This is a genomic window from Corynebacterium sp. HMSC062E11 (assembly GCF_001811845.1).
Taxonomy (GTDB): domain Bacteria; phylum Actinomycetota; class Actinomycetes; order Mycobacteriales; family Mycobacteriaceae; genus Corynebacterium; species Corynebacterium hesseae.
In genome coordinates this window covers 18,469-38,897 of the sequence record NZ_KV806784.1, presented here as the reverse complement: position 1 = coordinate 38,897, position 20,429 = coordinate 18,469, and the positions used below count along the sequence as shown (strand labels likewise).

Annotated in this window: 16 protein-coding genes; 7 read left to right on the top strand and 9 right to left on the bottom strand. The window is 62.3% G+C overall.

Translation table 11 applies throughout. From position 1 onward, the window contains the following. Positions 1-5 precede the first annotated feature (5 nt). Positions 6-1,430 (top strand): NAD(P)H-quinone dehydrogenase, encoded by a 1,425-nt coding sequence (locus HMPREF2822_RS04230; RefSeq protein WP_070446399.1) that lies wholly within the window; start codon positions 6-8, stop codon positions 1,428-1,430. A gap of 48 nt (positions 1,431-1,478) precedes the next feature. On the opposite strand, the gene HMPREF2822_RS04225 is transcribed toward HMPREF2822_RS04230, so the two are convergent. Then, positions 1,479-2,249 (bottom strand): Ltp family lipoprotein, encoded by a 771-nt coding sequence (locus tag HMPREF2822_RS04225; protein ID WP_070521388.1) that lies wholly within the window; start codon positions 2,247-2,249, stop codon positions 1,479-1,481. A gap of 123 nt (positions 2,250-2,372) precedes the next feature. Further along, a complete protein-coding gene (locus tag HMPREF2822_RS04220; protein WP_070521386.1) occupies positions 2,373-3,680 on the bottom strand; it encodes a short-chain fatty acyl-CoA regulator family protein in 1,308 nt (435 codons plus the stop codon). 168 nt (positions 3,681-3,848) lie between these two features. Here HMPREF2822_RS04220 and prpD point away from each other — a divergent pair, with 168 nt between their 5' ends. From prpD to HMPREF2822_RS04200, 4 genes are all read left to right on the top strand, one after another. Beyond that, positions 3,849-5,360 (top strand): 2-methylcitrate dehydratase PrpD, encoded by a 1,512-nt coding sequence (gene prpD, locus HMPREF2822_RS04215; RefSeq protein ID WP_070521383.1) that lies wholly within the window; start codon positions 3,849-3,851, stop codon positions 5,358-5,360. Continuing rightward, complete coding sequence (prpB, locus tag HMPREF2822_RS04210; RefSeq protein WP_070521380.1) at positions 5,361-6,293, top strand: methylisocitrate lyase; 933 nt, start codon at positions 5,361-5,363, stop codon at positions 6,291-6,293. It abuts the gene before it with no gap. Positions 6,294-6,343: 50 nt separating this feature from the next. Then, complete coding sequence (locus HMPREF2822_RS04205; RefSeq protein ID WP_070446391.1) at positions 6,344-7,492, top strand: bifunctional 2-methylcitrate synthase/citrate synthase; 1,149 nt, start codon at positions 6,344-6,346, stop codon at positions 7,490-7,492. Positions 7,493-7,679: 187 nt separating this feature from the next. Continuing rightward, the gene (locus HMPREF2822_RS04200) at positions 7,680-11,111 is read left to right on the top strand and encodes a pyruvate carboxylase (protein ID WP_070521376.1); all 3,432 of its coding nucleotides are present in this window, start codon (positions 7,680-7,682) and stop codon (positions 11,109-11,111) included. Positions 11,112-11,571: 460 nt separating this feature from the next. Here the strand turns inward: HMPREF2822_RS04200 and HMPREF2822_RS04195 are convergent, their stop codons facing one another. From HMPREF2822_RS04195 to HMPREF2822_RS04185, 3 genes are all read right to left on the bottom strand, one after another. Next, the gene (locus HMPREF2822_RS04195) at positions 11,572-12,129 is read right to left on the bottom strand and encodes a GNAT family N-acetyltransferase (protein ID WP_070521373.1); all 558 of its coding nucleotides are present in this window, start codon (positions 12,127-12,129) and stop codon (positions 11,572-11,574) included. A gap of 11 nt (positions 12,130-12,140) precedes the next feature. Beyond that, positions 12,141-13,913, bottom strand: coding sequence for an ATP-binding protein (locus HMPREF2822_RS04190; protein WP_070521370.1), 1,773 nt, complete (start codon positions 13,911-13,913; stop codon positions 12,141-12,143). Positions 13,914-14,054: 141 nt separating this feature from the next. Next, complete coding sequence (locus HMPREF2822_RS04185) at positions 14,055-14,915, bottom strand: sulfurtransferase (RefSeq protein ID WP_070521366.1); 861 nt, start codon at positions 14,913-14,915, stop codon at positions 14,055-14,057. A gap of 289 nt (positions 14,916-15,204) precedes the next feature. Between HMPREF2822_RS04185 and HMPREF2822_RS04180 the strand changes: the two genes are divergently transcribed. Both HMPREF2822_RS04180 and HMPREF2822_RS04175 read left to right on the top strand, forming a co-directional pair. Continuing rightward, on the top strand, positions 15,205-16,263 hold the full coding sequence (locus HMPREF2822_RS04180) for a Cj0069 family protein (RefSeq protein ID WP_010189357.1): 1,059 nt from the start codon (positions 15,205-15,207) through the stop codon (positions 16,261-16,263). Positions 16,264-16,459: 196 nt separating this feature from the next. Continuing rightward, entirely contained in the window at positions 16,460-17,596 is a 1,137-nt protein-coding gene (locus HMPREF2822_RS04175) for a DUF4282 domain-containing protein (protein WP_070521363.1), read from the top strand. A gap of 150 nt (positions 17,597-17,746) precedes the next feature. Here the strand turns inward: HMPREF2822_RS04175 and HMPREF2822_RS04170 are convergent, their stop codons facing one another. The 4 genes from HMPREF2822_RS04170 to HMPREF2822_RS04155 all read right to left on the bottom strand — a co-directional run bounded on the left by HMPREF2822_RS04170 (position 17,747) and on the right by HMPREF2822_RS04155 (position 20,405). Next, positions 17,747-18,163: a DUF3151 domain-containing protein gene (locus HMPREF2822_RS04170; protein WP_070521360.1), complete on the bottom strand. Its 417-nt coding sequence runs from the start codon at positions 18,161-18,163 to the stop codon at positions 17,747-17,749. A gap of 104 nt (positions 18,164-18,267) precedes the next feature. After that, entirely contained in the window at positions 18,268-18,864 is a 597-nt protein-coding gene (locus tag HMPREF2822_RS04165; protein ID WP_070521357.1) for a Maf family protein, read from the bottom strand. 4 nt (positions 18,865-18,868) lie between these two features. Continuing rightward, positions 18,869-19,063: an acyl-CoA carboxylase subunit epsilon gene (locus HMPREF2822_RS04160; protein ID WP_046647024.1), complete on the bottom strand. Its 195-nt coding sequence runs from the start codon at positions 19,061-19,063 to the stop codon at positions 18,869-18,871. 10 nt (positions 19,064-19,073) lie between these two features. Beyond that, positions 19,074-20,405: a carboxyl transferase domain-containing protein gene (locus HMPREF2822_RS04155; RefSeq protein ID WP_070521355.1), complete on the bottom strand. Its 1,332-nt coding sequence runs from the start codon at positions 20,403-20,405 to the stop codon at positions 19,074-19,076. Positions 20,406-20,429 lie beyond the last annotated feature (24 nt).

Sequence of the window (20,429 nt, the reverse complement as noted above, 5' to 3'; positions counted from 1 at the left end):
CGACAGTGTCACAGGAAGCCCCCCGCATCGTAATCATCGGCGGTGGCCCCGCAGGCTACGAGGCTGCGACCGCCGGCGCCAAGTACGGCGCGCACATTACGTTGATTGAGGAACAGGGCCCCGGTGGCTCCTCCGTTCTCTTGGACTGCGTGCCCTCAAAGTCCTTCATCGCTGGCGCCAACATTCGCACCGACTTCCGCCGCGCCGATGACATGGGCCTGAACCACCAGCTCAGCTCCTTGCAGCTGAGCCTGGAGGCCCTCAACGGCCGTGTTCAGGCGCTGGCTGCTAACCAGTCCCGTGACGTCCGTGCGGGCCTAGAGAAGATCGGCGTCAAGGTCATTGATGGGCGCGCTGCCTTTTCTGAGGATCAGCATGGCGTGAAGGGGGCAGCGCACAAGGTTGATGTCACCCATAAGGATGGCACCACTGAGACCCTCGACGCGGACCTCGTCCTCGTTGCTACCGGTGCCACCCCGCGCATTCTGCCGGGCGCGCAGCCGGACGGCGAGCGCATCCTCACCTGGCAGCAGGTCTATGACCTCAAGGAGGAGCCGGAGCACCTCATCGTCGTCGGCTCCGGCGTGACCGGTGCTGAGTTCGTTTCCGCCTTCGCCGAGATGGGCGTGCGCGTGACCATGGTGGCTTCCCGCGACCGCATTCTGCCGCACGACGACGCCGACGCTGCCGACGTCCTCGAGACCGTCCTGGCTGAGCGCGGCGTGGAGCTGGAGAAGAACTGCCGCGTGGAGACGGTCTCCCGTACAGAAGACGGCAACGTCGTGGTCAAGACCCAGGATGGCCGTGAGATTCACGGCTCCCACGTCATCATGTCCATCGGTTCCATCCCGAATACCAAGAACCTCGGCTTGGAGCACGTTGGTGTGGCTACCACGAAGTCCGGCCACATCGAGGTTGACCGCGTTTCCCGCACCAATGTCGCTGGCATCTATGCCGCCGGCGACTGCTCCGACCTGTTCCCGCTGGCTTCCGTTGCCGCGATGCAGGGCCGTATCGCTATGTACCACTCCCTGGGTGAGGGCGTGTCCCCGCTGCGCCTGAAGACCGTAGCAACCGCCGTGTTTACCCGCCCAGAAATTGCTGCTGTGGGCTTTACCCAGGCGGAGATTGAGGCCGGTGAGGTTGCCGCCCGCACCATCACGATGCCGTTGAATACCAACCCGCGCGCCAAGATGCGCTCGCTGCAGCACGGCTTTGTCAAGCTCTTCTGCCGTGCGACCTCCGGCCGCGTCATCGGTGGCGTGATTGTTGCTCCGACTGCCTCCGAGCTCATTCTGCCCATCGCGGTCGCCGTGACCAACCAGCTCACCGTGAACCAGCTAGCGGATTCCCTGGCGGTCTACCCGTCCCTGTCCGGCACCATCACGGAGGCGGCCCGCCGCCTCGTTGCTCACGATGACCTTGAGTAAAGACCTCGCGTAAATCAGACCCGGGTCTGATTTATCTACGGCCCGCTCTTATAAGCCCAGTGTGCTCACCGCATGCTGGGCTTCTTCCATGGTGAACTGCTCTCCGTATTCGCTGGTGAGCTGCTCTAACAATGCGGAGCCGGACATTGGCATGAGCTCCCGATAGCTCTCTGCTGCCTCGACGGCTTCGGCCATCCAATCAGCATTGACGGTGTCTACGGCGTATTGAGCTTGTTCTGGCGTGAACTTCTCCCCGTACTCGGAAGTCAGTTGCTCATAGAGCTTTGCCTTGGAAAAGGAGGAGAAATCGAGGTAACTCTCTGCGGACTCGAGCGCCTCGGCGTTCCAGTCCACATCCAGCTGATCCATTGCGTACTGCGCCGCCTCGGGTGAGAATTGCGAGCCGTATTCGCTCGTGAGCTGGTCATAGAGCTTAGCTTCGGAGAATGAGGAAAAGTCCAGATAACGCTTCGCCGCGCGCAGAGCATTCTTGTGTTCTGCGGGCACGGTGTTGTCATCGCTGCCGGTACCGCCTCCGGCGGTTTCCACGTCAACTACGGCGTGGTTGATATCGAGCGTCGGGGTGCTCAGCGCAGACTCCAGCGATTCGGCGGCAGTGACGCTTGTGCTTGGCTCCGGTGAGGCGGTGTTAGTCGGGTCATCGCTATCAGAACCTGCATTGAGGGCGATGCCGCCGAGCACGAATACCGCGACGGCACCCGCACCCCACTTCAGGCAGCCGCCCTTCTTTTTCTGTGGTGCCGGCTGCACCGGGGTTGGTTCCGGAGAGAACTGAGGAGCTGCATAAGGGTTGGGCATGAGAGAGAACCTCCTGCGTAGGTGAGGGAAGAGAACTCGGCGTGGTGCCGAACACGTCCTATCTTGGCAAGCCCACCGGACATCGCAGTAGGAAATTCGAAAGCCTAGGCGAAAATGAAAGAACTATGAGGTGGCATAAGCCGAAACCGGCGTGGCATTGAGGTCGAGGCTGACGGGCCGCCCCACCTGTGGGAAGGCACGCTGCGGGCACGCTGGACGTGGGCAGGCGGCGCAGCCAGGGCCGATGGGGGTCGCCTCAGAAGGGGAGAGGTTGAGCGCATCCGCGTAGACCACGCGATCCGCCTGTGCGATATCGCAGCCTAAGCCCACGACGAATTCTTTGCGCGGCGTGCCCCAGGCCTGGGCCTGGCCTTGGACGAAGCGCGCAATCCACAAGTAGGTGTGGTCATCGGGCATCGAGGCCACCTGCCTCGTGATGCGGTTGGGCGTTTCAAAAGCGCGGTGCACGACCCACAACGGGCAGGAGCCGCCGCTGCGGGCGAAGTGGAAAGCGGTGGAGGACTGGCGCTTGGAAATATTTCCTGCGCGGTCGGTGCGGATGAAGGAGAAGGGAACGCCTTGGTGGCCGGGTCGCTGTAACGTCGACAAGCGCTGCGCGGTGGTCTCGAAACCAGTGCCAAAGGCCGTCGCGATGACGTCGATGTCATAGCGCGTTTCCTCCGCAGTGGCGAGGAACTGGGTATAAGGCATGGTCACGGCGGCGGCAAAATATTGCGCGAGGCCCAGCGTGCCAATAGTCTGTGCTTCCTCGCCCGGCAATTCGGCGACGAGTTCCGCGCAATGCTCCGGGTAGGCCAGCAGGCAGTACTGGAGCGCCATTTCAAAGACGAGTTGGGATTCCGTAAGGCCCGCGCGCAGGTGCAACTCGCGGTCGTGGAAGGTGCGGCGCCGTGGTGAAGAGGAGGAGAATCGCGTCGTGACACCGAATTCATCCTGCAAGACGGAAGCTAAGCGCCCGCGGCGCAGGACTCGGTCTCCGAGCGAATCGGAGAGCTCCTCGGCGGCTATGTCGAGGCTATGGACGTAGTTGTGGGCGTCGTAGAAGAAGTCACGGACCGCTTCGAAAGGGCCGGGTTCGGCGGGGGTGTGTGCGGCGGCGTCGACAAGCCGGGGTAAAAGTTCGGGGAAGCGCCCGCTTAAGTCAGTAAGGGTGGCTTCGGTGGCTTCGGGGAAGAGCTGGCGCAGCTCGGCGAGAGCGCGCAGATCGCGGTCCCCTGCAAAGTACGTGGCGTCAACGCCGAAGCGTTGGGTCAGCTGCAGGAGGACGGTGACGGTGAGGGGGCGCTGGTCATTTTCCAGCTGGTTGAGGTAGCTGGTGGATAGCCCCAGCTGCTTCGCCATGGCGGCTTGTGTGAGTTTGCGTTCCTTGCGTAGTGCGTGGATTCTCGCCCCCGCGTAGTGCTTGGTCACCGTCTGCTTCCTCCTAAAAGATTGCGCTAGCTGGGGATTCCACAAGTTTTGCAATTAACGCAAATCCCTGCAACAGATAGTCACAGTTTACACATGTGGCAGGTCACACGGGGTGGGGTTAGTGTGATGCCTATCGCAATCGTTGTTCTGGTCTAGGAGGGAATCCCGTTGATTAACCACGAAGTACGTACCCACAAGTCCGCCGAGGACTTTCCTATTGAAGAGCACTTGGCCTACAAGGTTGCCAAGGTAGCTGCCGATCCCGTCGAGGTTCCGGCCGAGACCACCGAGATGATCATCAACCGCATCATCGATAACGCCTCCGTGGCCGTCGCTTCCGCAACGCGCCGCCCGGTTGCCTCCGCCCGCGTCATTGCACAGGCCCACCCGGTGCAGGAAGGCGGCGCCACCATCTTCGGCGTGGACGGTAACTACTCCGCCGAATGGGCTGCGCTGGCCAACGGCACCGCCGTGCGCGAGCTGGACTACCACGACACCTTCCTTGCTGCCGACTACTCCCACCCAGGCGATAACATCCCGCCGATTCTGGCCGTGGCACAGCACAAGGGGCTGACCGGCAAGGACCTCATCCGCGGCCTGGCCACCGGCTACGAAATCCAGGTCAACCTGGTCAAGGGCATCTGCCTCCACGAGTGGAAGATTGACCACGTGGCACACCTTGGCCCGTCCGTCGCCGCGGGCATCGGCACCATGTTGAACCTCGACGTGGACACCATTTACCAGGCCATCGGCCAGGCACTGCACACCACTACCGCCCCCCGCCAGTCCCGCAAGGGCCTGATTTCCTCCTGGAAGGCCTACGCCCCAGCCTTCGCGGGCAAGATGGGCATCGAGGCAGTGGATCGCTCCATGCGCGGCGAGGGCGCGCCGGCCCCCATCTGGGAAGGTGAGGACGGCTTCATCGCCTGGATGCTCCACTCCCCGGAGCGCACCTACACCGTCCCCCTTCCGGCGGAGGGTGAAGAAAAGCGCGCCATCCTGGACACCTACACCAAGGAGCACTCCGCGGAGTACCAGGCACAGGCCCCGATCGACATGGCCTTTGCCCTCAAGAAGACCCTCGCGGAGAAGGGCCTGAAGACGGAGGACATCGAGTCCATCGTCCTGCACACCTCGCACCACACCCACTACGTCATCGGCACCGGCGCTAACGACCCGCAGAAGATGGATCCGAACGCCTCCCGCGAGACCCTGGATCACTCCATCATGTACATCTTCGCCGTGGCCCTGCAGGACGGCGAGTGGGACTACGAGACCTCCTACTCCGACGAGCGCAAGCACCGTCAGGACACCATCGACCTGTGGCACAAGATTTCCACCGTTGAGGATCCAGAGTGGACCCGCCGCTACCACTCCAACGACCTGGATGAGAAGGCTTTCGGCGGCAAGGCCGTCATCACCTTCAAGGACGGCACTGTCATTGAGGATGAGCGCGCGGTAGCCGACGCCCACCCGCTCGGCGCCCGCCCCTTCGGCCGCGAGGAGTACATCAACAAGTTCAAGAAGCTGGCCGCTGGCAAGGTCTCGGAGGAGGAGCAGGAGCGTTTCCTCGCTGCCGCGCAGAACCTGGAGAACCTCACCGACCTGAACGAACTCAACGTTCGCCTCACCGACGAGGCCATCGCCACCGCACCCGAGACCCCGAAGGGACTGTTCTAAATGGCTGGCCTATTTGGCTCCACTATCAGCAACGCAGACAAGCGCAAGAGCTTTCGCGAGGCGCTGAATGCACCGGAAATCACCACGCTGCCGGGCGCCTTCAACCCGCTCACCGCGCGCCTTATCCAGGATCTCGGTGGCTTCGGCGGCGTCTACGTCTCCGGCGCGGTGCTGGCCAATGACCTGGGCCTGCCGGACATCGGCCTGACCACGCTCACCGAGGTAGCGCAGCGCGCCGGGCACATTGCCCGTGCCACGGACTTGCCTGTGCTTGTCGACGCCGACACCGGCTTCGGCGAACCCATGTCCGCCGCCCGCACGGTTGCCGCGCTGGAGGACGCTGGCCTGGCCGGCTGCCACCTGGAGGACCAGGTCAACCCGAAGCGCTGCGGTCACCTCGATGGTAAGGAAGTCGTGCCGACGGATCTCATGGTTCGCCGCATTACCGCCGCCGTCAATGAGCGCCGCGATGAGAACTTCATCATCTGTGCCCGCACCGATGCCGCCGGCATCCACGGCATCGATGAGGCCATCGAGCGCGCCAAGGCCTACGCCGATGCCGGCGCGGACCTCATTTTCACCGAGGCCCTCTACTCGCCGGAGGACTTCGAAAAGTTCCGCGCCGCCGTGGACACCCCGCTGCTGGCCAACATGACGGAGTTCGGCAAGACCGAGCTGCTGTCGGCTAAGCGCATTGAGGACTTGGGCTACAACGCCGTCATCTGGCCGGTGTCCACCCTGCGCGTGGCCATGGGTGCTACCGAAGAATTCCTCCGCGACATGCAGGAGACCGGACTGCAATCCGAGGAGTGGCTCGAGCGCATGCAGCACCGCTCCCGCCTCTACGAGCTGGTGCGCTACGACGAGTACAACGCCTTCGACCAGAGCGTGTTCACGTACTCCAAGGACAGCTACAAGCCCACCTTTGACTAATCCCCCCGGCCTAGCCCACACGCTAGGCCCCCCACTTAAGGAGAAACACCATGTCTGAAACCCCAGAGATCCGCAAGGGCCTGTACGGCGTTGTCGTCGACGAGACCGCCGTGTCCAAGGTTGTCCCGGAGACCAACTCCCTGACCTACCGTGGCTACCCGGTGCAGGAGCTGGCCCGCTACTGCTCCTTCGAGGAGGTTGCCTACCTGCTGTGGAATGGCGAGCTGCCGACCCAGGATGAGCTGGTCCGCTTCTCCGCCCGTGAGAAGGCACTGCGTCACCTGGACCGCCACCTCATCGACCTGATCACCTCCATGCCGAAGTCCTGCCACCCGATGGACGTGCTGCGTACCGCAGTCTCCTTCATCGGCTCCCAAGACCCGGAGGAGTACACCAAGGACTCCGAGCACATCCGCCGCACTGCGCTGGAGCTCATGGCGAAGCTGCCGACCATCGTCGCACTCGACATCCGTCGCCGCCGTGGCGAGGGATACCTCGAGCCTTCCCGTAAGAAGGGCTTTGCGGAGAACTTCCTGTGGATGGTCTTCGGTGAGGAGGAAGGCTCCCCAGCCCTCTCGCGCTCCGATATCGAGGCCTTTGATAAGTCCCTCATCCTCTACGCGGAGCACTCCTTCAACGCTTCCACCTTCGCTGCCCGCGTGGTGACCTCCACGATGTCCGATACCTACTCCGCTGTTACCGCCGCCATCGGCGCCCTCAAGGGCCCGCTACACGGTGGTGCTAACGAGGCCGTGATGAAGAACTTCCTGGAGGTCGGTGACCCGGCCAAGGCAGAGGAGTGGACGCTCAACAAGCTCAAGAACAAGGAGCTCGTCATGGGCTTCGGTCACCGCGTGTACAAGAACGGTGACTCCCGTGTTCCGACCATGGAGGCTGCCTTCCGCGAGCTGGCCAAGGATCACGGCCAGGAGCAGTGGGTGGAGATGTACGAGAAGATGGCTAAGACCATGTACGAGAACACCTCCATCAAGATCCAGCCGAACCTGGACTTCCCGGCTGGCCCCGCGTACCACATCTTGGGCTTCGACATCGAGTTCTTCACCCCGATCTTCGTGATGGCCCGCATCACTGGCTGGACCGCACACATCGTGGAGCAGAACGAGAACAACTCCCTCATTCGCCCGCTGTCTGCTTACAACGGCAAGGAGCAGCGCTCCGTTCCTCCGAAGCAGATCTAAGAGAAGCGGACCTAGTCAGCGTAAAACCAGCGCACGAAACTTTCTTCTCGTGGGCTGGTTTTCTTCTTTGTCCGACTATGTGCAGCGTGTGGATTCCTGTTGACATATAAGCCGATTCTCGCCCGCGTTGTCGCCTCGGACACTATCCTTGTCTTCGTATTGTTCCTATCTGAAAGGATCACTCCTAGTGTCTGATACCGCCCACAAGTCCTTCTCCAAGATCTTGGTGGCCAACCGCGGTGAGATTGCCGTGCGTGCCTTCCGCGCCGCCTTTGAGGTCGGTTCCAAGACCGTTGCAATTTATCCCAAAGAAGACCGCAACTCCTTCCACCGCGCCTTCGCGGATGAAGCCGTGCGTATCGGTACCGAGGGTCAGCCGGTCAAGGCTTATCTCGATATCGATGAGGTTATTCGCGCCGCCAAGAAGTCCGGTGCGGATGCCATTTACCCGGGGTATGGCTTCCTTTCAGAGCGTGCAGATTTGGCTCGCGCCTGCCGTGACAACGGCATCAAGTTCATCGGCCCCACGGCTGAGACCCTCGACCTGACCGGCGATAAGGCCGCCGCTGTGGCTGCAGCTGAGGAAGCAGGGCTGCCTACGTTGAAGGACTCGAAGCCCTCGACGGACGTCGACAAGCTGGCGGAATACGCCAAGGACTTTGAGTTCCCTGTCTTCGTGAAGGCAGTGGCCGGCGGCGGTGGCCGCGGCATGCGTTTCATTGAGAACGAGGCGGAGCTGAAGACCAAGTGCGCTGAGGCCTCCCGCGAGGCGGAGGCCGCCTTCGGCGATGGCAATGTTTACCTCGAGACCGCGGTCATTCGCCCGCAGCACATTGAGGTGCAGATTCTGGCTGACTCCCAGGGCAACGTCATGCACCTGTACGAGCGCGACTGCTCCGTGCAGCGCCGTCACCAGAAGGTCGTGGAGATCGCCCCGGCGCCGACGCTGGACCCGGAGCTGCGGGACCGCATCTGTGCGGACGCCGTGAAATTCTGCGAGCACATCAACTACGAAGGCGCCGGTACCGTCGAGTTTCTCGTGGATGAGAAGGGCAACCACGTCTTCATCGAGATGAACCCGCGCGTGCAGGTCGAGCACACCGTGACCGAGGAGGTCACGGGCGTGGACATCGTGAAGTCCCAGATGCAGATTGCCGCGGGCCTCTCCCTGGAGGAGCTGGGCCTCAAGCAGGAGGATATCCACATCACCGGCGCGGCACTGCAGTGCCGTATCACCACTGAGGACCCCTCTAACGGCTTCCGCCCAGATACCGGCACGCTGACCCAGTACCGCTCGCCGGGCGGCGCGGGCGTGCGTCTCGACGGTGCAACGGCCGTCGGCGCGGAGATCTCCCCGAACTTTGACTCGCTGCTGGTGAAGATGACCTGCCGCGGTGTCACTTTCGAGCAAGCCGTGGCCCGTGCGCAGCGCGCGCTCAACGAGTTCACCGTGGCCGGCGTGGCCACCAACATCGGCTTCCTGCGCGCTCTGTTGCGCGAGCCCGACTTCGTCAACACTCGCGTGGACACCAGCTTCATTCCGGAGCACCCGGACCTGCTGAAGGCCCCGCCGGCTGTGGACGAATCTGGCCGCATCATCGACTACATCGCTGACGTGACCGTCAACAAGCCGAACGGTGAGCGTCCGACCACCCTGCGCCCCTTCGATAAGCTGCCGGATCTGGACTTTAACTCCGAGCTGCCGCGCGGTTCCCGTGACGACTTGCTGGAGCTGGGCCCGAAGAAGTGGGCTGAAAAGATCCGCAAGCAGGACGCCCTGGCGGTCACCGATACCACCTTCCGCGATGCTCACCAGTCCCTGCTGGCTACCCGCGTGCGCGGTACCGCTCTGGTCACGGCTGCTGAAGCCGTTGCCCGCATGACCCCGGAGCTGTACTCCGTGGAGGCGTGGGGTGGTGCTACTTACGACGTGGCCATGCGCTTCCTCAAGGAAGACCCGTGGGTCCGCTTGGATCTGCTGCGTGAGGCCATGCCGAACCAAAACATCCAGATGCTGCTGCGTGGCCGCAACACCGTGGGCTACTCGCCGTACTCCAACGACGTGTGCTCCGGCTTCGTGCAGGAGGCCGCCAAGTCCGGCGTGGATGTCTTCCGCATCTTTGACGCGCTGAACGACGTCACCCAGATGCGCCCGGCTATCGACGCCGTCCTGGAGACCAACACCACCGTGGCCGAGGTTGCCATGGCCTACTCCGGCGACATGTGCTCCCCGGATGAGAAGCTCTACACGCTGGATTACTACCTCAAGCTGGCCGAAGAGATCGTCAACACCGGCGCTCACGTCCTGGCTATTAAGGACATGGCAGGCCTGCTGCGCCCGGAGTCTGCATCTAAGCTGGTTATGGCTCTGCGCAAGGAGTTTGACCTGCCGGTTCACGTGCACACGCACGATACCGCGGGTGGCCAGCTGGCTACCTACTACGCGGCGGCCCTCTCTGGCGCGGACATCGTCGACGGTGCCTCCGCACCGCTAGCGGGAACCACCTCTCAGCCATCGCTGTCCGCCATCATCGCGGCATTCTCGAACTCTTCGCGTGATACCGGCATTTCGCTTAAGGCAGTCTCCGATCTGGAGCCCTACTGGGAGGCAGTACGCCAGCTCTACCAGCCGTTCGAGAAGGGCATTCCTGGACCGACCGGCCGCGTCTACCGCCACGAGATTCCGGGCGGCCAGCTGTCCAACCTGCGCGCGCAGGCTACTGCGCTGGGCTTGGAGGACCGCTTCGAAATCATCGAAGACACCTACGCGGCAGTGAATGAGATGCTTGGCCGCCCGACCAAGGTGACTCCGTCCTCCAAGGTGGTCGGTGACCTCGCTCTGCACCTCGTGGGTGCTGGCGTGGACCCGGCTGACTTCGAGGCCAACCCCACCAAGTACGACATCCCGGATTCCGTCATTGCCTTCCTGCGCGGTGAGCTTGGTACGCCTCCGGGTGGCTGGCCGCCGCTGCGCGACAAGGTCCTGGAAGGCCGCGCGCCTGGCGACGTCGCCGTCAAGCCCGTCCCCGAAGAGGAGAAGAAGCACCTGAGTTCGGATGATTCCACCGAGCGCCGTGCCTCCCTCAACCGCTTGCTCTTCCCGAAGCAGTTCGAGGAGTTCAACGAGTTCCGCCGCACCTACGGCAATACCGAGGCGCTGACGGATACCGTCTTCTTCTACGGTCTGGAAGAAGGTAAGGACTACATTGTTCACCACTTCCCGGAGGGCTCCAACGACCGCGCAGACCTCAAGCCCATCACCTTGCGTCTTGACGCTATGGGTGAGCCGGACGAGAAGGGCATCCGTAACGTGGTGCTCAACGTCAACGGTCAGATCCGCCCGCTCAAGGTGCGTGACAACAACGTGGAGTCCACCGTCGCCACCGTGGAGAAGGCTGACCCGTCCAACGATGGCCATGTGGCCGCACCGTTCGCTGGCGTGGTCAACCCGACTGCCAAGCCTGGTGACGAGGTCAAGGCCGGCGACCAGATCGCCGTCATCGAGGCCATGAAGATGGAAGCCTCCATCTCCGCCACAAAGGATGGCACCATCGAGCGCGTCGCCATTGGCGCCGCCACCAAGGTGGAGGGCGGCGACCTCATCGCCGTCATCAACTAAAGGCCGACTTAGGTCATGGATGGGTGAGCAGCGTCATTCTTGGCGCTGCTCCCTGGTGGTTTTAGCGGTGGGGTGGGATTCTTCCGCACTACATTGGCCTAAGCCAGGAGGGCGTCTCGCAAAAGGCATCTGGCAGAAGGCATCTTTGGGTCCAAAAACGCCATCTGCACTGAGTAAAAGGCGTTTTCAGCCGTGAAAACGCCTTTTGACTGATGCCTTTCATCAGACGCCTTTTGCCAGATGCCTCCCGCATGTCGATGGAGGCACGTAGGCGTTGCGCGTTGCGAGGGGAGCGAAGAAGCTAGTCGCGTTTCGCGAAGATACGTGCAGTGTTCTACGGAAACCGTCGTTGTGACCCGACTTGGATCCTGGGTGGGTGAGCAACGTCGCTGTTCGCGCTGCCGTCGACGCGCCGCCGAAGGCGTCGAGTATAGTCGACACCCTTTGCGGACTTGTGCTGCTAGAAACGCTTGAGCATCACGTGGGCATCTGGGCGGCCGGGGACGTCGATGTCGACGAAACCCTCGGATTCATAAAGCTTGCGGGCGCCGGTGTTCTCCGGCTCAATCCACAGCGAAATGGCGGGCGCCTCCTGTGCCTCGGCGAGGTCGCAGGTGTTGCGCAGGAGGCGTCGCCCAGCGCCCAAGCCCCTGTAGCGGGACTCCACCGCAAGGAAGAGCTCGGGGATTTCCTCCGGATCCAGGTCGGTGGCCCACTGGGACTCATCAAAAGGATCGGCCTCTGGATTGCCGGTGTAAGCAGCACCCTTCGCTTCGGTGGTGTAGTAGCGCAGCCACGCGCCACCAACGGGCACGCGGTGGCTGGAGACAGCGATGACGCCGCCGTCGACATGGGGCGACCATTCGTCGACGTACAGCCCCACATCAGGCGTGTGGAAATCACCGATATGGGCGTCCTCGTCACCGAGGACATCGGCGAGGAAAAGGAGGCGGGAGAGGTAGGTACGGTCGTGCTCCTTGGCCAACCGTACACCGAACTCAGAATCGTTAACGCTCATGCCTTCCGAGGCTACTTGATCTCCAGAATCGGCTCGCCCTTGTTGATCTGCGTGCCGGTGGACACCTTGAGGTCGGTCACGGTGCCGGATTTGTGGGCCTTGACGGGGTTCTCCATCTTCATGGCCTCGAGGACGACAACGACCTCGCCCTCTTCCACTTCCTGGCCCTCCTCGACGGCGACCTTGATGACGCTGCCCTGCATCGGCGCGGTCACGGTGTCGCCGGACACGTTTGCCGACGCCCCCTTGCCACGACGCTTCTTCGACTTCTTGCGCTTATTGCCACCGCCCAAGAGGAGGTTGCCCGGCAGGGCCACCTCGATACGGCGGCCGCCCACCTCGACGACGAACTTCTGGGCGGCCTCCTGTTCCTCGTCCTCGGGGGCCTCGGTTGTGTCGGTGTACTCAGGCAGTTCGTTTACCCACTCTTCCTCGATCCACTTGGTGTAGACCGTGAAGTTGCCGTCTTCGGCGGTGAAGGCAGGATCGGTGAGAATGGCCTGATGGAAGGGGATAACCGTGGGGAGGCCTTCGATGCGGTACTCGGCCAGGGCGCGGCGTGCACGCGCAATGGCAGTCGCGCGGTCCGGGCCCCAGACGATGAGCTTGGCCAGCATGGAATCGAACTGGCCACCAATGACGGAACCTTCGCGCACGCCGGAGTCCATGCGCACGCCCGGGCCGGAAGGCTCGGAGTACGTGGCGACGGTTCCGGGGGCTGGCATGAAGCCCGCGGCGGCGTCCTCGCCATTGATGCGGAACTCGATGGCGTGGCCGTGCGGAGCCGGGTCCTCGGAGATGGAGAGCTCACGGCCCTCCGCGATGCGGAACTGCTCGCGAACCAGGTCGAAGCCAGTGGTTTCCTCGGTAACGGGGTGCTCGACCTGGAGGCGCGTGTTGACCTCAAGGAAGGAGATGAGGCCATCGTCGCCCACAAGGTACTCCACGGTGCCGGCACCGTAGTATCCGGCCTCGCGGCAAATGCGCTTGGCAGATTCGTGGATGGAGGCGCGCTGCTCATCGGTGAGGAAGGGGGCAGGGGCTTCTTCAACGAGTTTCTGGAAGCGGCGCTGCAGGGAGCAGTCGCGGGTGCCCATGACGATGACATTGCCGTGCTGGTCGGCGAGGACCTGAGCCTCGACGTGGCGGGCCTTATCCAGGTAGCGCTCGACGAAGCACTCTCCGCGGCCGAAGGCGGTAACGGCTTCGCGTGTAGCAGACTCGTAGAGGTCCTTGATCTCTTCGCGGGTGTGGGCGACCTTCATGCCGCGGCCACCGCCACCGAAAGCGGCCTTGATGGCAACCGGTAGACCGTGCTCGTCGGCGAAGGCCTCGACCTCCTCTGCGCTGGCGACGGGATCCTTGGTACCCGGTGCCATGGGAGCGTCAGCACGCTCGGCAATGTGACGGGCGGTGACCTTGTCACCCAAGTCGGCGATAGACTTCGGGGAGGGGCCGATCCAGATCAGGCCCGCGTCGATGACGGCCTGGGCAAAATCGGCGTTCTCGGAGAGGAAGCCGTAGCCGGGGTGGATGGCGTCGGCGCCGGATTTGGAGGCGGCGTCGAGAATCTTGTTGAAGTCGAGGTATGACTCTGCGGAAGTTTGACCGCCGAGTGCAAAGGCTTCGTCGGCAAGCGTGACGAATGGGGCGTCAGCATCGGGCTCAGCGTAGACCGCTACGGATGCGATGCCGGCGTCGCGAGCCGCGCGGATAACGCGGACCGCGATCTCACCGCGGTTGGCCACGAGGACCTTGGTGATGTTCTTGGTTTCAACTGCCACGGCAGGAACCCTCCTCCATTATTTCTGATAGGACTGCGTACTATTCTTGCACACCAAAACATGAGGATACCTTCACATCTTGGTTTCGTGTCAAAAAATAAACCCGCACCAGCGTGGATGCGGGGTTAATTCGGTGTGTTCTTAGCGCTCAACGGGCATGCGAACCATGTTGCCCCACTCTGCCCACGAGCCATCGTAGACGCGCGGGTTGTCGAAGCCGAGCAGGTACTTGAGTACAAACCAGGTGTGCGCGGCCTGAGCGCCGACATGCGAGTAAAGGACGGTTTCCGTTGCGGGCTCTAGCTCGCCATAGTTGACCTTGAGCTCGCTGAGCGCGCGGAAGCAGCCGTTGGGGTAGACCGCTCGATCCCACTCGAGGTTGATGGCGCCTGGGATGTGGCCGTGGGTCAAGGTGGTGCCGTAGGCAGACTCACCAGTTCCGTTCTTGAGGGCGGCTTCGCCGCAGAACTCGTCTGGACTGCGGGTGTCGACCACCGTGGTGGTGGAGCCGCGCAGCTCGTCGACGAAGATGCGGGATGATTCTTCGCGGGAAACCTCAGGGTAGGAGGAAGCGGTTGGGTCAGGGACCATAAACGAGGTATCGCGTTCCTCGGACATCCAGGCATCCCGGCCACCATCGAGAAGCCGCACGTCTTCGTGGCCGTACAGCTCAAAGATCCACAGGGCGAATGCAGCCCACCAGTTGGACTTGTCTCCGTACAGGATGACGGTGTCATCGCGCTCGATGCCCTTCGAGCGAAGGAGGGCTGTGAAATCTTCCGCGCTGATGATGTCCCTCGTTGTGTTATCGAGCAGTTCTGTCTGGACGTTGATACGGATAGCGGTGGGGATGTGGCCGATATCGTAGAGGAGTGAATCCTCATCGACCTCGATGACGTGGAGGCCGTTGATGCCCAGTCGCGCGGATAGCCACGGTGCGGACACGAGGCGCTCAGGGTGCGCGTACTCCTGGAAAGGGGGATTCGGGTCGAATTCGGCCACGGTCCACCTGCCTTTCTCGTTAAGGGGAAACGTTCGCTTCAACTCTAGCGCGCTCGGCCGAAAAGTGGTCACGGGGGAGGGCTCTTTGTGGTGTTGGATACATTTTTATGCCGTAGGGTGCCAGCTCGCGTGTGCTGGTTATAACAAGTGTGCAGGTCAGGGGCTAAAAACTGCGTTAAGCTCGACTTTTATCGCATTTTGGCGTCGCTTCTTCAGGTGAGCGAACAGGCCTCACCTGGGTTATTTTAAGAAGTGACACTCATCAACCCCCTAGCGAAAGGGAAGCACTGTGCACAAGGCAATCGTCGTCTTCGAGGTCGAGGGCGGATCCGACAAGCAGATCAATGGACACCGTAAGGACACCATGCCGATCGTCGACTGCATCAAGGATGCAGGCTGGCACGCAGAGGTCGTGTTCTACCGTCCCGAGTGGTCTGAGAAGCTCTTTGAGTATGTATCTGAGAACTTCGATGCCTACATTTCCCGCGTGAACCCGGGCAACATCCCGGGCGGTGAGAAGGGCTACTTCGACTTGCTCACCAAGCTGTCCGACGCCGGCCTGGTCGGCATGTCCACCCCGTACGAGATGATGGCTTACGGTGCCAAGGATGCCCTGGTTAAGCTCAATGACACGGACCTGGTTCCGGCTGACACCGCCGCCTACTACGACGTCGAGTCCTTCCACAAGACCTTCCCGGCCTCCCTGTCCTACGGCGAGCGCGTGCTCAAGCAGAACCGCGGTTCCACTGGTTCCGGCATCTGGCGCGTGCGCCTTGCCGACGAGAAGCTGGCCGAGTCCGTCGAACCGGGCACCGCACTGCCTCTCGACACCAAGATCAAGTGCACCGAGGCTGTGGACAACCACACCGAGGAGCGCGAGCTCGGCGAGTTTATGGATTTCTGCGACCAGTACATCGTGGGTGACAACGGCATGCTCGTGGACATGCGCTTCATGCCGCGCATCGTTGAAGGCGAGATTCGTATTCTTCTCGTGGGCCCGGATCCGGTCTTCGTGGTGCACAAGAAGCCGGCTGAGGGCGGCGACGCTTTCTCCGCGACCCTGTTCTCCGGTGCAAAGTACACCTACCAGAAGCCGGAGGAGTGGCAGGAACTCGTCGACATGTTCGCTGAGGTCCGCCCGGTCATTGCAGAGAAGCTCGGTGGTGACAACATCCCACTGATCTGGACCGCAGACTTCATGCTGGCGGACGGTGAGAACGGCGAAGACACCTATGTCCTTGGTGAGATCAACTGCTCCTGCGTGGGCTTCACCTCTGAGCTGGACATGGGCATCCAGGAAAAGGTGGCGGCTGAAGCCATCAAGCGCGTGGAGGCCAAGCACGCATAAGCGTTTATTTTCGCGCTAGCCTTATCGAGTTTCCCCTGCCGCGGCAGGGGAAATTTGCATTTTCTTGGGGCTTATTCCCCGAGCCGGGCTGCCGGTGAGCGAGATCTCAGGTACGTTCGAAGGGGTAAAAATTGCGCCAGTGTAGTGCTGTAGCGTGCTGCGAAATTCGATGATTCTCCGAAAGGTCTAAGGAATAATGACGAACCCCAACCAGTTTGGTGAGAACGCCGACAACAGCGATAGCAACGTGGGCGATAACAGCTTTAACGGTTCCCACGGCGAGAACTCTGGGAACGATAACTTCGGTAGCTTTGGCGGCTACGGCAGCCCCCAGTCCAACAAGGATAGCTCGGCGTCTGGCTGGAATGCCCAGGATTCGAACTCCGGCTTTGGCTGGGGTGGCCAGGCAGGATACGGCGATTACTCCGAGAACTCTGCTGAGACTTCCTCGTTTGGTAGCGCCTCTTCCCAGGATTCGCAGCCGGACACTGACCGCGAAGCTAAGGACAGCATGTTTAGCGAAGGCTTTGCTTCTGCTGAGCCCGCATCCGAGTCCGCTAAGGACCAGGACACCCACTCCACCCAGGACTCCTTTGGCGCCTCCTATGCTTCCTACAACACCGATAGTGGTGCTGGCGCCGAGCATGCCGCTGAGTCGACGAACTCGAACCAGAGCCACAGCGACAACGGCTACGGCACTAACGGCTATGGCAACGACGGCTTTGGCGGTGGTGCGCAGACGGAATCCAACCAGGGCCATGGCTTTGGGCAGCAGTCAAGCAATGGTTTCGGTAGCCAGGCCTCTCACTCCAACTCCACGTCCGGTTTTGGTAGCTACTCCCAGCAGAACCAGGGCTTCGGAGCACAGGAGCAGCAAGGTTTCGGCACCCAAGGACAGCAAGGTTTCGGCACCCAGGAGCAGCAGGGCTTTGGCCAGCAGAACTCGCCCTTTGCGGCCTCCCCGCAGAATCAGTACCCGCAGCAGGCTGCGCCGAATGGCGGTTCTTCCAAGGGCACGGGATTCTTCAAGGCGCTATTTGACTTCTCTTTCAGCAACTTTATCACCCTGAAGTTCTCGTCCTTCATTTATATGCTGCTCGTCATTTTGTCAGCAGTCTTCTGGGTAGGAACGATCCTCTTCTCCTTCGCGTTTTTCGCTGATAGCGTTCTTTTGGGAATCCTTGCGTTCCTCGGTGCTGTGATCTTCGGCGGAATCACCTTCCTTTTTTACGTCATCCAGTTCCGATTGATCTTGGAGTTCTTCGTGGCAAACATCCGCACCGCGCAGAACACCGGCGATCTGGTTGCCAAGGCGGATGGCGATAAGGCTTAAAAGTCACTCTCCGCGCTGCTGTAGGGCAGACAAACAAATCCCGCGGCCTCAGTATTCGAGGTCCGCGGGATTTTTCTATGCAGGGGCCGCCGCGGTTTACGCGGCGAGCAGAGCGGCGTTGTTCCTAGCCAGTCGGGCTGGCCGAGCTGCTTAGTCCAGCAGCGCGGCGACGGACTCGGAGTCGGCGTCGGAAAGCATCTGGCGGATGCGGTCATACTCCGCGTCCTCACCGATGGCCTTCGCAGCATGGCCCAGAGCGGCAATCGCGCGCAGCACACCCTGGTTGGGCTCGTGGGAGAAGGGGACAGGGCCCCAGCCCTTCCAACCATTGCCGCGCAGGCGGTCGAGGCTGCGGTGGTAGCCGGTACGCGCATAGGCGTAGGCGGTGATGAAAGCGGTGGGCTCAGCACCCTTGTTCTTGTCTAGTTCCTGTTCCGCCAGCAGAGCCCAGAGCAGCGGGGAATCCGGGTGGGTGACAATTCCTGCGGTGAGATTGGAGGTGCTGTCAGCACCCGGATCGGCGGGCAGCTTGATGGGCGGGGGAGCGAGCATATCTTTCATTTCCATGCCGCCCCACTCTAGCCATGTGGCGCCACGGCCACCAGAGGGGGCGAACCTTGAAAGGGGCGAACCTGGAAGGTTCGCCCGGAACTAGAAGGGCTCGCCCAGAATTAGTGCTGAGCCCAGAAATCGGAAACGTTGAGCCCAAAGGAATACAGCGCGCGGCGCAGCACTGGTAGCGAAAGGCCGATAACGGAGGAGGGATCGCCCTCAATGCGGTCGATGAACCAGCCACCGAGGGCCTCCAAGGTAAAGGCGCCGGCGCATTCGAGTGGCTCGCCGGTGCGGGCGTAGGCCTCGATATCGGCGTCCGAAGCCTGGGCAAAGTGCACCGTCGTGCGCGAGGCTTCTACGAAGCGCTTATCGCCCCGCAGCACGCAATGGCCGGTGATGAGCTCCGCGGCGCGCCCGGCCTGCGCGTGCCAGCGCTCCACGGTGGCCTCGGGGGTATGGGGTTTGCCTTGGAGGGAGCCGTCGAGAAGCAGCATGGAATCCCCGCCCACCACGACGTCCTCGGGATAGTCAGGAGCAATAGCCTCTGCCTTAGCAGTAGCCAGCGCACAGACGATCTCGGCGGGCTCAGCACCCGCCAGGCGCTCCTCGATGGCCCGCTCGTCCACGTGGGCCGGGGCGATGACGGGTTCCACGCCCGCACCCCGCAGGATGGACAGGCGGGAGGGGGACTGGGAAGCTAGAACCAGGCGCATGCGCTTAGTAGTAGCGGACGTTGCGGAAGGCGGACGGGTTGAATACGTCACCCGGCTGGCCCCACAGGTCGCGCTCGGAGCGGGTATCGGCGGCCTTGGCGCGCGCCTCAGAGTCGAGCTGGCTGAGCACCGTGGACAGGGCCGCCACCTCAGCGTCGGTGGGATTGCCGCGCAGAACGGTAAACAGGGAAGCGGTCATAGGGAAACCTCTACAAAACGATATTGCCGTGTTTCTTCGGCAGGGTTGGAATAATCTTGCGATCCAGCAGGCGCAGGCCCTCGATGAGGGAGCCGCGGGTGGCTGCCGGGGTAATGACGGAATCGACGAGACCACGCTCAGCGGCCTGGTACGGGGTCAGGTAGGCGGCGGCCTCCTCCTCGCTCAGCTCTAGCTCTGCGGCCAGTGCAGGGGCATCGGCCACTGAGATCTCGGCCGTCGGCCACGCATAGGACAGGTCCGCACCGAGTTCCTTGGAGCCGAAAGCGATGTAGCCGGTGCCGTGCGCGCGGCGGACGATGACACTGATCTTGCCTACGCTCGCCGCGGAGTAGGCGTGCACCAGCTTGGCCAGCGCTGCCTTCTCCACATCCAGCGCCGGGGAGTCGACGAACTCGATAATGGGGGTATTGAAGGCATCGCAGAGGCGGATGAAACGCGCGGCCTTAGCGGCAGCTTCCGCATCGAAGGAGTCGCGGTTGGCGATGATGCCCACGGTGCGGCCCTCCACGCGACCGAAGCCGGTGAAGACACCGCGCACCTGGGCGCCGAGCTCGAAAACATCCTCGCAGGTGGCGGTGACCACGTCGGCGAGATCGACGGCGCCGTCATCTCCCACGAGGGTATCGAGGGCGTGGTCGGCGTCGGTAATGTTCTCCTCCACAGAGCCCGCAACGATGGTGGCCTCGGTGCGGGGAGCGGCGGCACGGTTATTGGAAGGCAGGTAGGAGAGCACGCGCTTGGTGACGTTCACCTCGTGCTCCCCATCCGCCTGCAGGTCACCGTCCGGAGCAATGACGACATCCGACAGCGCAGCCACCAGCGAGGCCTCCTTGGAGTCCGCGTAGACCGCCGTGACCTGCGGGATGAGGCCGGAAGCGGTGGTGGCGCGGGCCAGGATGCGGGCCTGCATGGCGGAGGAGACAATGCCCTCCTGGGCGCGGGGCTTATCGCTGGCGACGAGTGCGACGATGGGCACGCCGGTCTTAATGGCCAGGTCATAAAGCTTGGTGACCTTTTCGCCATAGACCTCGCCCATGGTGCCGTCGAAAAGCGAGGCGTCCTGCGCATAGGCGCAGACCTTGCGGCCATCGACAGTGCCGAAGCCGGTGACGACGCCATCGGTGTAAGGACGGATGTGCTCGCGGCCGAACTCGGTGGAGCGGTGGCGAGCGAGCGCGTCGGTCTCCACGAAGGATCCGGCGTCAAAGAGCGCCTCGATGGCGCTGCGGGCCGCAGGAACCTCTCCCTGCGGCGCCCGGGACTCGGTGAGCTTAGCGCTCAGGTCCTCGATCTTGCCAGCGGTCGTCTTCAAGTCAGTCATGGGACACTAGTGTAATACAGTGCG